General features: G+C 64.1%; 11 protein-coding genes. 8 read left to right on the forward strand and 3 right to left on the reverse strand.

All coding sequences use genetic code 11. The annotated features are described in order from the left end of the window. The first annotated feature begins 158 nt into the window (after positions 1-158). On the forward strand, positions 159-464 hold the full coding sequence (locus QY049_RS16165) for a DUF1244 domain-containing protein (protein ID WP_194479643.1): 306 nt from the start codon (positions 159-161) through the stop codon (positions 462-464). A gap of 191 nt (positions 465-655) precedes the next feature. Then, positions 656-928, forward strand: a complete 273-nt coding sequence (locus tag QY049_RS16170; protein ID WP_008546273.1) for a DUF2312 domain-containing protein — start codon at positions 656-658, stop codon at positions 926-928. Between the two features lie 101 nt (positions 929-1029). Here the strand turns inward: QY049_RS16170 and QY049_RS16175 are convergent, their stop codons facing one another. From QY049_RS16175 to QY049_RS16185, 3 genes are all read right to left on the reverse strand, one after another. Then, positions 1030-2667 carry a DUF882 domain-containing protein gene (locus QY049_RS16175; RefSeq protein ID WP_301269590.1) on the reverse strand — a complete coding sequence of 546 codons (1638 nt, stop codon included), beginning with the start codon at positions 2665-2667 and terminating at the stop codon, positions 1030-1032. Positions 2668-2936: 269 nt separating this feature from the next. Then, positions 2937-5204 carry a murein L,D-transpeptidase gene (locus tag QY049_RS16180; protein WP_301269591.1) on the reverse strand — a complete coding sequence of 756 codons (2268 nt, stop codon included), beginning with the start codon at positions 5202-5204 and terminating at the stop codon, positions 2937-2939. 346 nt (positions 5205-5550) lie between these two features. Next, on the reverse strand, positions 5551-7047 hold the full coding sequence (locus QY049_RS16185; protein WP_301269592.1) for a sigma-54 dependent transcriptional regulator: 1497 nt from the start codon (positions 7045-7047) through the stop codon (positions 5551-5553). A 127-nt stretch (positions 7048-7174) separates the two neighbouring features. Between QY049_RS16185 and QY049_RS16190 the strand changes: the two genes are divergently transcribed. From QY049_RS16190 to QY049_RS16215, 6 genes are all read left to right on the forward strand, one after another. Then, on the forward strand, positions 7175-9070 hold the full coding sequence (locus QY049_RS16190) for a M3 family oligoendopeptidase (RefSeq protein ID WP_301269593.1): 1896 nt from the start codon (positions 7175-7177) through the stop codon (positions 9068-9070). A gap of 209 nt (positions 9071-9279) precedes the next feature. Beyond that, positions 9280-9432 carry an aa3-type cytochrome c oxidase subunit IV gene (locus QY049_RS16195; RefSeq protein ID WP_018317799.1) on the forward strand — a complete coding sequence of 51 codons (153 nt, stop codon included), beginning with the start codon at positions 9280-9282 and terminating at the stop codon, positions 9430-9432. Between the two features lie 142 nt (positions 9433-9574). Beyond that, on the forward strand, positions 9575-10702 hold the full coding sequence (locus QY049_RS16200; protein ID WP_194479648.1) for a Re/Si-specific NAD(P)(+) transhydrogenase subunit alpha: 1128 nt from the start codon (positions 9575-9577) through the stop codon (positions 10700-10702). A gap of 11 nt (positions 10703-10713) precedes the next feature. Further along, positions 10714-11031, forward strand: coding sequence for a proton-translocating transhydrogenase family protein (locus QY049_RS16205; RefSeq protein WP_014492434.1), 318 nt, complete (start codon positions 10714-10716; stop codon positions 11029-11031). A gap of 39 nt (positions 11032-11070) precedes the next feature. Further along, positions 11071-12468 carry an NAD(P)(+) transhydrogenase (Re/Si-specific) subunit beta gene (locus tag QY049_RS16210; protein WP_194479649.1) on the forward strand — a complete coding sequence of 466 codons (1398 nt, stop codon included), beginning with the start codon at positions 11071-11073 and terminating at the stop codon, positions 12466-12468. Positions 12469-12698: 230 nt separating this feature from the next. Further along, positions 12699-13796 (forward strand): calcium:proton antiporter, encoded by a 1098-nt coding sequence (locus QY049_RS16215; RefSeq protein ID WP_194479650.1) that lies wholly within the window; start codon positions 12699-12701, stop codon positions 13794-13796.

Below are 13796 nucleotides of genomic sequence, written 5' to 3' on the forward strand. Positions count from 1 at the left end.
ACGTATACCAGATGATTGACGATTTGGCGTAGGGCCGGGGAATTGCCCAATGGTCGGCCCAGCGGCCGTTTGCGCCGCGATATGGCAAAATCTGTGACAGAACCCCACCTGATCCCGTAAGGGTGACCAGCATCAAGGTCCAGCCGAAAGGTCCAGCCATGGCAATCGACGATAAAACCAGAACGGAGCTCGAGGCGGCCGCTTTCCGGCGTCTGGTCGATCATCTGAAGACGCGGACCGACGTCCAGAACATCGATCTGATGAATCTGGCCGGCTTCTGCCGCAACTGCCTGTCCAACTGGCTCAAGGATGCCGCCGACGCCCAAGGCGTCGCGTTGAGCAAGGATGAGAGCCGGGAGGCCGTCTATGGCATGCCTTACGAGACCTGGAAGACAAAGTACCAGGGCACGGCGACCCCTGAGCAGATCGAGGCGATGAAGAAGGTCCATCCTCACAACCACTGAGGGGACTGGCGCGGCCTGAGTCGCACCACACAACAGCTTTCTTTGCTCGCCTGCAGGAAGGTGTGGGCGCGCTGTGGACGAGCGCGATGCTTGCTTGAACGCTGACGGCGCCAACCCTAAGGGTCTACCCAGCACGCGCGGTGAGGATGCCGGCGTCACCTCGTTTTGCCAGTTCCATTGGGAGTACCAAGATGGCCACCTCCGCCGCCGTCCGCGACGACGAGCCCGCGACGAAATTTGCCAAGGACCAGCTCAAATCCATCATCGAGCGCATCGAGCGGCTGGAGGAAGAGAAGAAGGCGATCTCCGACGACATCCGTGACGTCTATGCCGAGAGCAAGGGCAACGGCTACGACGTCAAGGCGCTGCGCACCATCGTGCGCCTGCGCAAGCAGGATCCCAACGAGCGTGCCGAGGCCGAGACGATCCTCGAGACCTACATGCAGGCGCTTGGAATGATCTGAGGCGTTTGCGCCTGAGATCGCCGCGCACCCGTAGCCCGGCCCTGATTGCCCTGCGTTGCATCCGGGCTACGAGACTGAGTTTGTGGAAACGGTCGCGGCTATCAGCGTAGCGCGGCGGTGCGCATCACGAACGACGTCGTCTCGATCCTTGCGGTCGCGCTGCCCGAAAAACTGTCGCAGGACAGGCCTTGCATCGGATCGTCGGTGAAGCCCATCGCGACCACGGCGTGCGGCTTGACGAAATAGCCGCGCATCTCGACCATATCGAGCTCGCCCATCAGCGTCACCGACATCGCACGGCTGGCGCTCGGGGACAGCATCACGATCTTGAGCCAAATGCTGTCGCCCTTGGCGGCGGATAGCCGGGTCGCGGTGGCGATCATGCCATCGGTGCTCTTGCCGACGACGGTGTTGATCTCGTTGGCCGGCGCGGAATTGCGGGCCGCGGACACCGGACGCAGGCCGCGCGGGATCGGCGCGGAGGCAGCGACGACGTTGGCGCGGTCGACCGGAGAAGCGGCCGGCGCGTAGGCCAGCGCCTGAAGGGTCGCGTTGGAGATGCTTGCTGTGGCTTGCGGATCGGTGGCGGCGGCAAGAGCCTGGCGAGCCCTTAGCGCAGCCACCTGGGCCGGCGTCGCCTGCCGCGGCGCAGACTGGATATTATCCCAGAAGCCGCGGGCATTGATGATGTCGGCCGGCGTCTCGAGCTTGCCGGACGCCGGCTTGTCAGCCACGGGTGCGGGCTTCGGCCTGGGCGGCGCAACGAGCTGCGCGTCGGCCGAGGCGAGCTGGATCGCGGCGGCGACGGACGGCTTGGCGCGGGGTGTCGGCACCGGATCGGCAGGCTTTGCTTCGGCAGGCTTGGCTGCGGCGACCACGGTCGGCGGAGCGGGCTTGGCGGTCAGGGCAGGAGCGCCCTCGTCATCCTCGTCGCTGCTGGCGGCCGGAGCAGACCTGCCCTTGAACAGGGCAGCGAAGAAGCTTGGCTTGCCGGCGCCCGCGCCGTCGTTGTCACCTCGACGCTCGATCTCGGCCTTGGCGAGTTCATAGCCCTTCAGCGGTACGCCATCGCTCGGGATATGGACCGTGCGTCCGTCCGGGAAGACGCGGACGAGCTGGTCATGCGTCATCCGCGGCCAATGCCGGACGTTGCCGGTGTCGAGATGCACGAAGGGCGAGCCGGAGGTCGGGTAGAAGCCAACGCCGCCACGCTGCAGGCGCAGGCCTGCGAAGCGGATCTGCTCCAGCGGCACGCCGGGAATGTAGAAGTCCATCGCATGGCCCAGCATGTGCTGGCTGAAGCGCGCCACGCCCGTATGGGCGGAGCGGCGGCGGAGCATGGCGTTGGTGGCGGGGGAGCGATAGGAGGAGATGATCTGGATCGGCTGCTTGGCGTCGACGTCGCGATAGACTTCCCAGAGGATGTCGAACAGGTGACGGTCCATCACCGTCTCGTCCTGGGTGCGCCAGTCGCGCAGGAAGTGATTGAGCGTCTTCAGCGCGGCTTCGTCGTAGCGGCCGTCGCGCTTGAAGGTGACGGTGAGGTCTTCGCCGGAATGGGTGTGATGGAAGGAGAGCGTCTTGGTTTCGTTCAGCGCCGCGGCGTTATGAACCGAACCGGCAGCCGCAAGCAGCACCAGCGAGGCGAGGCCGATCCGAGATCCGACCTTCACGCCCGCATGGGACAACGACACCGCAGCAAATTGGCGTGCGAAACCAGCCAGCACGTATGAGCCCACCCAGTCGACGAGCGTTCAAAATGGACTCTCCCGCCAACCCCGTTAGCGCGCGAAAGAGGATGAACGCTTTCTTAAAGCGAGAAGGTTAATTCGAGGTTGACCTTCCCGCCCCCAAACCAAGTCAGACTACAATCCTAAACGGTTGACTGTGGCAAAAAAACGCCCGGGTGCCGGGGCGCAACCGGAGAATGGTTAACGTTAAGCGACCCCATCCAGGGGACGGGGTCGCTGATTTCGTTGGAGAATTTAGAAGTTCAGCCTCGCCAGGCTCAGCGGGTGAACACCCGCTGCTGCGGTCGGCGGCCGACCGGAGCCGGCGGCTGGGCCGGGGCCCCACCGCCGAACAGCCGCTCGAAGAAGTTCAGGCCGGACGAGCTGGCGCCATTGTTGGCCAGCGCAACGCCCGAGGGTAGCGTTGTCGCCGGGCGCGAATAGCTCGGCTGCGAGTGCGCGATGACGGTCTCGAGATCCTTGCCGCGGCTGTTCTTGAGCATGTTGATCATGGTCGCGTCGCGACCATAGACGTCCTTGCGGAATTGCAGCTTGCCGCCGTCATCCACGAATGCGGTTTGATAGGTGATGTTGACCGGGATCGGTGTCGGGAACTTCAGGTCAACTTCGCTCGAACCGTACATGCTGCGAACGCGCTCCGGCGTGTAGTGGTCGTTCGGCAGGGCGATGTTGAGCAGCACCGAGGCGTACTGATCCGGATATTGCACGCGCATGCAGCCGTGGCTGAAGGCGCGCTCGTCCTTGGCGAACAGGTACTTGTCCGGCGTGTCGTGCTGATAGACGAGGAACTTGTTCGGGAAGTTGAAGCGGATGCGGCCGAGTGCGTTGGCCTCGCCGGGCGGCTGCGAAATATGCACCGAGCCGTCGCGGTTCTGCTCGAGCTTCAGACCCATGCGCTGAAGCACGGTCGGGTCCTGCTGCAACGCCGGCAGATATTCGCCATAGACGATCGACGGCGGCACGTTCCAGGTCGGGTTGACGGTGATGTACTTCATCGTCTCGGTGAGGAGCGGCGTCGCGTGCTGGCCCGGTTTGCCGGTGACGACGCGGGTGGTCCAGACCTGCTGGCCGCGCTGCATCACCTTCAGCGTGTAGTCGGGAATGTTGAGGATGACGTAGGCATCGCCGAGCGAAGGCACGCCGAGGTCGCGCGGCAGCCAGCGCCAGCGCTCCATGTTCACCAGCACGGTGTCGATCTGCTTGTCGCGCTTCGGGCTGTTCAGTGCCTTGACCGTCTTCTCGTCGAGGATGCCGGTCGCCTTCATGTCGGCGCCGTCCTGGAATTTGCGCACGGCCTCGGCGACCGTTGCGTCGTAATGGTCGTCGCTGGCGTTGTTGGTGATGCCGAGCTTGGCGCGGAGCTGCGGCACGCGCGGATCCTGCACGACGATCTCAGCCTGCTTCTTGCCCTTGGCCGGCGTGTATTTCAGCGCGGGGCCGTCGGTGATCTCGATCACCGGGCCGTCGCCCTGGCCGCGAAGCTTCGCAAGCTGCGCCTTCAGCTCCTTGTAGAGCTTCTGCGGCGGGTTGTAGCTGTCCAGTGCAGCGGAAGCATCAGCCGCCGTCGTGACCTTGGTGAGCACTTCGTTCGGATCGATCGGATGCTCGGGATAGAGGATGTCGGCGCTGACCTGGGACCAGTGCATGCGGCCGCTCTGCGCCTGGCGCGCATAGTCGAACATGCTGGCGGTGAGCTTCAGCTCGGCGTCGGCAAGCGCGTCTGGCGTGGTGGCGGCGGCGAAGTCGGGCACCGGATAATCTGCAGGGTTGAGACCGTCTGAGGCCGCATCCTTCAGCCGGGCAATCACGCCCTTGGCTGCTGCGGTCAGGCTGCCGGCTTGCGTCCAGACCGGCGCGAAGTCACGGGCGCCGTAGAATTTCTCGGCGGCGGCGCGCTCATTCTTGCGGTCGAAGTGACGCGAGGTCTTGGTGCCGAGGATGTCCTTGATCTTGTCGGCGACCGGCTGGTCGGCGGCGGGGACGTTGCTCGCAGCCTTCACCGGCTCAATGGCCGGAGTCGCTGCCGCTGCCGCAGGGGCTGCTGGAGCGGCAGCCGGCGCGGCTGCGGTGTCGGCCTTGGCAGGTTCGGATTTCGCCGGCTCAGACTTCGCAGCTTCAGATTTGGCAGCTTCAGATTTGGCGGGCTCGCTCTTCGCGGGTTCGGTGGTCGCCGTCTCGCTCTTAGGCGCGTCGGCTGCGGGCGTCGTGGCGACATCAGAGGGCTTGGTCGCGACCTTGTCGGCAGCCGGCGCCGGAGCCGCCTCAGCCTTGACGGGCTCCTTCGCAGTTTCCTTCGGCGCGTCCTGGACGGTGGCGGTGGAGTCGAGCTTGATGTCGGAGGCGGTCGGGGGCGGGACGTTTGCAGGCTCGGGGCGCGGGATCGCGGCTTCGATCGCGAGTTCCGCGGCGCTGCTGCGCGCCTGATCCTGTGCCAGCGCCGAGCCGGCCGATACCGTGAGGAAGGTCGCCGCGACCGTCGCCAGAACGCGGTCGAAGCCTGCACGGTGGTTCAAACAGTCACGCATTGTGTCGCACCCCTCGGGTGAACTGTCCCTCGTGGAACAGCTTTCGTTATCGCCTAATTGAGCTTCGGCTAAATCGGGCCGGCCTTCGAAAGTTGCACGCCTGCACGCAACGATTCATACGCAGACGATATACAGGCCCCGTTTTCGCAGCTAGCGCTACCCCGGGAAACTCACGACAAACTGACTTCAAGACAGACCGTTTGCAACGGATTGTGCGGTTTCACCGCGCGCTTTTCCCGGTGTCTGTCACTTCCAAGTCACGGTTTCGCTCGAAGCCGAATTTTTCCGTAATTCAACGGCTTGCGGGCGCATCGTTGCCCCGCGCGAACCCTCGTTCGCAGGAGGTTCAGTGCGTCTCCTCGCCGCTTTTCCCGCCATGTCCGGGAACTCCGGCTTCGTCGAGTTTGCGGTAGAGCGTGGACCTGCCGATCTTGAGGCGGCGCGCCACCTCGGACATCTGTCCGCGGTAGTGCGAGATCGCGAAGCGGATGATCTCGCTCTCCATGTCCTCGAGCGGGCGGACATCGCCGGTGGCGGTCAGCATCGAAAGGGACCCTGCCAGCGGCAGCGGCACGATGGGTATTTCGCTACCCGATACCACCGATGGCGCTGCGATCGGCTCGATCATCAGAGGCGCGGTTGGAATCTCCGTCGTGGAGTGCGGATGCGAGGCCAGAAGCGGGAAGTCGTCGAGACCGAGTTGCTCGCCCTCGCTCATCACCACCGCGCGGTAAACCGCGTTTTCGAGCTGGCGGATGTTGCCGGGCCAGTCGAGCTGGGCGAGATGTGCCACGGCCTCGCCACTGACGCCGGAGATCGTGCGGTTCTCCTCGGCGGCAAAGCGCGCCAGGAAATGCCTGAGGAGATGCGGAATGTCCTCGCGCCGTGCCTTGAGTGAGGGGATCGTCAGCGGCAGCACGTGCAGCCGGTAGAACAAATCTTCGCGGAAATGGCCCTGCTTCACCCGTTCCAGCAGCTTGCGATTGGTCGCAGAGATGATGCGGACGTCGACCTTCACGGGCTTGCGGCCGCCGACGGCCTCGACGGCGCCTTCCTGGAGCGCGCGCAGCAACTTGACCTGCGCGGTCAGCGGCAGCTCGCTGACCTCGTCCAGGAACAGCGTGCCGCCATGAGCCTCGAGGAATTTGCCGGTGTGCCGTTCGGTTGCGCCGGTGAAGGCGCCCTTCTCGTGGCCGAACAAGATGGATTCGACGAGATTGTCTGGGATCGCGCCGCAATTGACCGCGACGAAGGGCTTTGCCTTGCGCTCGCCGCTGCCGTGGATGGCGCGCGCGAACATCTCCTTGCCGACGCCGGACTCGCCTTCGATCAGCACGGGGATCGAGGAGTTCGCCGCCTTCTGCGCCGCGCGCATCACGCCCGCCATCGCCTCGGCGCGCGTGATGATGTCGGAGAAGGTCAGCCGGCCCTCGCGGCTGTGACGAATGCGCTGCAATTCACCTTTGAGTGCGGAAGCATTGAGCGCGTTGCGCAGAGAAACCTGGAGCCGCTCCAGCCCGACCGGCTTGACCACGAAGTCGGCCGCACCTGCACGCATCGCCGAGATCACGTTGTCGATACCGCCATGGGCAGTCTGCACGATGACGGGAACGCTGAGGCCCGCTTCGCGGATTTTCGCCAGCACGCCCATGCCGTCGAGGCCCGGCATGACGAGATCGAGGATCACCGCGTCGATCGCGGGTGCGTCCGGGCCGGTGAGGGCAGCAATCGCGGCGTCGCCGGACTCGACGACGACCGTCTCGTAGCCGCATTTCTGCACCATGTTCTCGACCAGTCGGCGGGCTACGGCGTCGTCGTCTGCGATCAAAATACTGGCAGCCATGGTGCTCCCCGCACGCTACTACTATCTGTCTCGAATCGGGTCACTCTGGCCGAAGCCGATTAACGCACTCTTAAACCTTGCTGCCCCCGCCCGCCGTCGCGATTGTTGAACACAGGTTTCCCACACAATGACTTCGCGCTCCAAAGCCGCCGTCCGCAAACCAGCCACCAAGACATCCGCAGCCAAGAAATCCGCAGCCAAGACATCGGTAGCCAAGGCAAAACCCTCCGCAAAGCCTGCGAGCAAGACTGGCAAGCTTCCGGAGTGGAACCTCGCCGATCTCTATTCCGGGATCGATGCGCCGGAAGTGGTGCGCGATCTCGAGAAGATGGATGCCGATTGCGTCGCGTTCGAGACGGACTACAAGGGCAAGCTCGCAACAGGCACAGCAAAGGAAGATGGCGGAAAATGGCTCGCGGGAGCCGTGCGACGCTATGAGGCGATCGACGATCTCGCCGGCCGTCTCGGCTCCTATGCCGGTCTCGTCCACGCCGGCGACAGCGTGGACCCCGAGATTTCAAAGTTTTACGGCGACGTCTCCGAGCGGCTGACGGCGGCCTCGACCCATCTGCTGTTCTTCGCGCTCGAGCTAAACCGCGTCGATGACGATATTTTGAACCGCGCGATGCAATCGCCCGAGCTCGCGCATTATCGCCCGTGGATCGAGGACCTGCGCAAGGAGAAGCCGTATCAGCTCGACGACAAGCTCGAGCAGCTGTTCCTGGAGAAGGCGCAGACCGGTTATTCCGCCTTCAACCGGCTGTTCGACCAGACCATCTCCGGCCTGCGCTTCAAGGTCGGCTCGAAAGAACTGGCGATCGAGCCGACGCTGAACTTCCTGCAGGACCGCGACGGCGCCAAGCGCAAGGCTGCGGCGGAAGCGCTGGCGAAGACCTTCAAGGCCAATGAGCGCACCTTTGCGTTGATCACCAACACGCTCGCGAAGGACAAGGACATCTCCGACCGCTGGCGCGGCTTCAAGGATGTCGCGGATTCGCGTCATCTGAATAATCGCGTCGAACGCGAGGTGGTGGATGCGCTGGTCGCTTCCGTGCGTGCGGCCTATCCAAGACTGTCGCATCGCTATTACGCGCTGAAGGCGAAGTGGTTCGGCAAGAAGAAGCTGGCTTATTGGGACCGCAACGCGCCGTTGCCCTTCGCCGCGACCGACGTGATCGGCTGGCCCGATGCGCGGAACATGGTGCTGACGGCCTATCGCGGCTTCTCGCCCGAGATGGCTGACATCGCCGAGCGTTTCTTCACCGATCGCTGGATCGATGCACCGGTGCGTCCGGGCAAGGCGCCGGGCGCCTTCTCGCATCCGACCACGCCGTCGGCTCACCCTTACGTGCTCATGAACTACCAGGGCAAGCCGCGCGACGTGATGACGCTCGCCCATGAACTCGGCCACGGCGTGCACCAGGTGCTGGCGGCCAAGAACGGCGCGCTGATGGCGCCGACGCCGCTGACGCTGGCGGAGACCGCGAGCGTGTTCGGCGAGATGCTGACGTTCCGGAGGTTGCTGGCACAGACCAGGAGCCCCAAGCAGCGCCAGGCGCTGCTCGCCGGCAAGGTCGAGGACATGATCAATACCGTGGTGCGGCAAATCGCGTTCTATTCCTTCGAGCGCGCCGTCCACACCGAGCGCAAGAACGGCGAGTTGACCGCGACGCGGCTCGGCGAACTCTGGCTGTCGGTGCAGGGCGAAAGCCTGGGCCCGGCGATCGAGATCAAGGCAGGCTACGAGAACTACTGGATGTACATCCCGCACTTCATCCACTCGCCGTTCTACGTCTATGCTTACGCCTTCGGCGATTGCCTCGTGAACTCGCTCTATGCGGTCTACGAGAACGCGGCGAAGGGCTTTGCCGAGCGCTATCTCGACATGCTCGCCGCCGGCGGTACCAAGCACTATTCGGAGCTGCTGCGGCCGTTCGGGCTCGATGCCAAGGACCCGAAGTTCTGGGACGGCGGGCTGAGCGTCATCGCCGGCATGATCGACGAGCTTGAAGCGATGAGCTGAGGGCGCGCAACTGCCCGGATTTAGGGCAGCGGCGGTGCCTTGTATGTGTTGAACCACGGTTCAGCAAAGCAAATCCGGCGCGCGGGATCCGCGATAATCGGGATTCCAAATGAGCCTATTTGCTGGAAATCCGCGCTTCGGTGCCGTTGCCCTGCTCGAAGGTTTAAGGTATCCCAGCCGAGGAATTCGACTTTCGACTGGGGACATCCATGGCAGATCATAGCGAAGTTGCGTACAGCACCGCAGATGGCAACGACTACGTTGCTCACGAGCAGACCTACGAGGGCTTCATCAAGCTGGTCAAGTACGGCACGGCGTCGGTTGCGCTGATCGTGATTCTGATGGCGATCTTCCTCACCTGAATCGACTTCGGCGGCTGCCTCCATCTGCGGCGGCAGCTGCCCACAAAATTTGCAAACAAGCCGGTTCCAAAGCCGGTATGCAACGTTGCGGGAGTAACGCTACTTTTTTGTGCGTGCGCTGTCCCGCGCCGCCGGAGGACCTATGAAGATCGCCGTTGCCAAGGAAATTGATCCGTCAGAGCCGCGTGTCGCGGCTTCGCCTGATACGGTGAAGAAGTTCAAGGCGCTGGGCGCCGAGATTGCCGTCGAGCCGGGCGCGGGCATCAAGTCGGGCCTCCCCGATTCCGAATTCACCGCGGTGGGCGCAACCGTCAGCGCCGATGCGCTGAAGGATGCCGACATCGTCATCAAGGTGAAGCGTCCCGAAGCCTCCGAGCTTTCGCAATACAAGCGCGGTGCGCTCGTCATCGCCATCATGGATCCCTACGGCAACGAGGCCGCGCTGAAGGCGATGGCCGATGCAGGCGTCTCCGCCTTCGCGATGGAATTGATGCCGCGCATCACCCGCGCACAGGTGATGGACGTGCTGTCCTCGCAGGCGAACCTCGCCGGCTACCGGGCCGTGATCGAGGGCGCCGAAGCCTTCGGTCGTGCCTTCCCGATGATGATGACCGCGGCCGGCACCGTGCCCGCCGCAAAGGTGTTCGTGATGGGCGTCGGCGTTGCCGGCCTCCAGGCGATCGCGACTGCGCGCCGTCTCGGCGCCGTCGTCACCGCGACCGACGTGCGCCCGGCCACGAAGGAGCAGGTGGAATCGCTCGGCGCAAAGTTCCTCGCCGTCGAGGACGAGGAATTCAAGAACGCGCAGACCGCCGGCGGCTACGCCAAGGAAATGTCCAAGGAGTACCAGGCCAAGCAGGCCGCGCTGACCGCCGAACACATCAAGAAGCAGGACATCGTCATCACCACTGCGCTGATCCCGGGCCGGCCCGCGCCGAAGCTCGTCTCCGGCGAGATGGTCAAGTCGATGAAGCCCGGTTCGGTGCTGGTCGATCTCGCCGTCGAGCGCGGCGGCAATGTCGAGGGCGCCAGGGCCGGTGAGGTCGTCGAGACAGATGGCATCAAGATCGTCGGCTACACCAACGTCGCCGGCCGCGTCGCGGCCTCCGCCTCCAGCCTCTACGCACGCAATCTGTTCTCCTTCATCGAGACCATGGTCGACAAGAAAGAGAAGAAGCTCGCCGTCAACTGGGACGACGAACTCGTCAAGGCCACCGCGCTGACCAAGGATGGCGCCGTGATCCACCCGAACTTCCAGCCGAAGGCGTAAGGAGATCCGTCATGGAGCATGCTGCACAGGTCGTAGACCCCTTCATTTTCCGGCTGTCGATCTTCGTTCTCGCCGTCTTCGTCGGCTATTTCGTGGTGTGGTCGGTGACGCCGGCGCTGCATACGCCGCTGATGAGCGTCACCAATGCGATCTCGTCGGTGATCGTGGTCGGCGCGCTGCTCGCCGGCGGCGTCGCCAACGTCTCGAGCGGTTCGGGCTGGGCGCGCGCCTTCGGTTTCGTCGCGCTGATCTTTGCCTGCATCAACATCTTCGGCGGCTTCCTTGTCACCCAGCGCATGCTGGCGATGTACAAGAAGAAGTCGAAGTAAGCGGCCACCTCGGGCTGATGGGATCAATGGGGACCTGAGATGAGCGCTAACCTCTCTGCATTGTTGTATCTCGTGGCGGGGGTGCTGTTCATCCTGTCGCTGCGCGGACTTTCGAGCCCGGCGTCGTCGCGCCAGGGCAATCTGTTCGGCATGATCGGCATGGCGATCGCGGTCGCCACGACCCTGGCCAACCATCCGCCGGCCGACGGTCTCGCCTGGGTGCTGGTGATTGTCGGCATCGCCATCGGCGCTGCAATTGGCGCGGTCATCGCACGCCGCGTGCCGATGACGTCGATGCCGGAACTGGTCGCCGCCTTCCACTCCCTGGTCGGCATGGCCGCCGTGCTGGTCGCCGCCGGCGCGTTCTACGCGCCCGAGGCCTTCGATATCGGTACTCCCGGCAACATCCATTCGCAGAGCCTGGTCGAAATGTCGCTCGGCGTTGCCATCGGCGCGCTGACCTTCACCGGCTCGGTGATCGCGTTCCTGAAGCTGTCCGCACGCATGAGCGGCGCGCCGATCATCCTGCCGCTCCGCCACGTCATCAACATCGGTCTTGCGATCGCGCTCGTCGTCTTCATCGTCGGGCTGGTGATGTCCGGCAGCGCGTTCGACTTCTGGATGATCGTCATCCTGGCGCTGGCGCTCGGCGTGCTCATGATCATCCCGATCGGCGGCGCCGACATGCCGGTCGTGATCTCGATGCTGAACTCCTATTCCGGCTGGGCCGCGGCCGGCATCGGCTTCACGCTCGGCAATTCGGCGCTGATCATCACCGGCGCGCTGGTCGGCTCGTCCGGTGCGATCCTGTCCTACATCATGTGCCACGCGATGAACCGGTCCTTCATCTCGGTCATCCTCGGCGGCTTCGGCGGCGAGACGGCGGCGGCCGGCGGCGGCACCGGCGAGCAGAAGCCCGCCAAGCTCGGCTCGGCCGACGATGCGGCCTTCATCATGAAGAACGCCTCCAAGGTCATCATCGTGCCCGGCTACGGCATGGCGGTGGCGCAGGCCCAGCACGCGCTGCGCGAAATGGCCGACATGCTGAAGAAGGAAGGCGTCGAGGTGAAGTACGCCATTCACCCGGTCGCGGGCCGCATGCCCGGTCACATGAACGTGCTGCTGGCCGAAGCCAACGTGCCCTATGACGAGGTGTTCGAGCTCGAGGACATCAACTCCGAATTCGCGCAGGCCGACATCGCCTTCGTGATCGGCGCCAACGACGTCACCAACCCGGCGGCCGAAGAGGACAAGACCTCGCCGATCTACGGCATGCCCGTGCTCCAGGTCTGGAAGGCCGGCACCGTGATGTTCATCAAGCGCTCGCTGGCCTCCGGTTATGCCGGCATCGACAATCCGCTGTTCTACCGCGACAACACCATGATGCTGCTCGGCGACGCCAAGAAGGTCACCGAGAACATCGTCAAGGCGATGTAAGCGGCGAGAACTCCCCTCGTATGGCACGCCGCTGATGCAGCGGCGTGCGGCAATCCTACCGGCGCATCGCGCGCGTCACAGTGCCGCTGCCGATCATGCACGGCAGTGAGGGACGGGCCCTCCAGGTCGCGGTCACGAAAACCGCGCGACAATTCATCAACGGCTCCTGAGGGCTGACGGGCGCGATCTTCTCGCGCATAATCGGTCGGCCCAACGAAGGAATCGCCTGCATGAGCGCACACGGACCGATGCCGCGGTCGTCCTGGATCTTTCCCGCTCTGGCGGTGCTGCTGTTCCTGATCGTCACCGTGACCGGCTACGGCTTCACCCTGTCGGTCGGCGGCGGCCTGTTCGCGGTCGTCCTGCTGGTGATCCTGTTCGGCACCGTGTTTGCGGCCGTGCATCATTCCGAGGTGATCGCGGAGCGGATCGGCGAGCCATTCGGCACGCTGCTGCTCACGCTCGCGGTGACCATCATCGAGGTCGCGCTGATCACCACGATCATGCTCGGCGACAAGCCTGCCCCGACGCTTGCGCGCGACACGGTGTTCGCGGTGGTGATGATCGTCTGCAACGGGCTCGTCGGCCTCTGCGTCTTCATCGGCGGGCTGCGCTACCGCGAGCAGGGTTTTCAGCTCTCCGGCGCCAACGTCTATCTCAGCGTGCTGATTGCGCTCGCGACGCTGACGCTGATCATGCCCAACTACACGCTGACGACGCCGGGGCCGGTCTATTCGACGCTTCAGCTCGGCTTCGTCGACCTCGTGACCATCGTGCTCTATGGCGTTTTCCTCTACACCCAGATGGTCCTGCACAAGGACTATTTCGTTCATGAGCGGGCTGAGGGCGAGAGCGGGGGCGCCCATTTGTCCGGCAAGATGCTGGCGCTGAGCATCGCGCTGCTCCTGATCTCGCTTCTGGCCGTCGTGCTGCTTGCCAAGAAATTCTCGCTGGTGGTGGACGCCGTCGCCGACAGGATCGGTGCGCCGCCGGCGTTTGCGGGCCTTCTGGTCGCGCTCCTGATCCTGATGCCGGAGGGGGTTTCCGCGATCGCGGCGGCGCGCAAGAACGACCTCCAGAAGAGCATCAACCTGGCGCTCGGGTCCTCGCTGGCCACCATCGGCCTCACGATCCCGGCAGTCGGGCTCGCAACCTACGTGATCGACCAGCCGCTGGTGCTGGGGCTCAATCCCCAGAACACGGCGTTGCTGTTTCTGACATTCTTGTTGAGCATGCTGACCTTCGGCACCGGCAGGACCAATGTCCTGTTCGGGCTGGTCCATATGGTGGTATTTGCAGTCTACGCGTTCATGGTGTTCGTTCCCTGA

The organism is Bradyrhizobium sp. WYCCWR 13022, from assembly GCF_030435535.1.
In the GTDB taxonomy this organism is placed as follows: Bacteria; Pseudomonadota; Alphaproteobacteria; order Rhizobiales; family Xanthobacteraceae; genus Bradyrhizobium.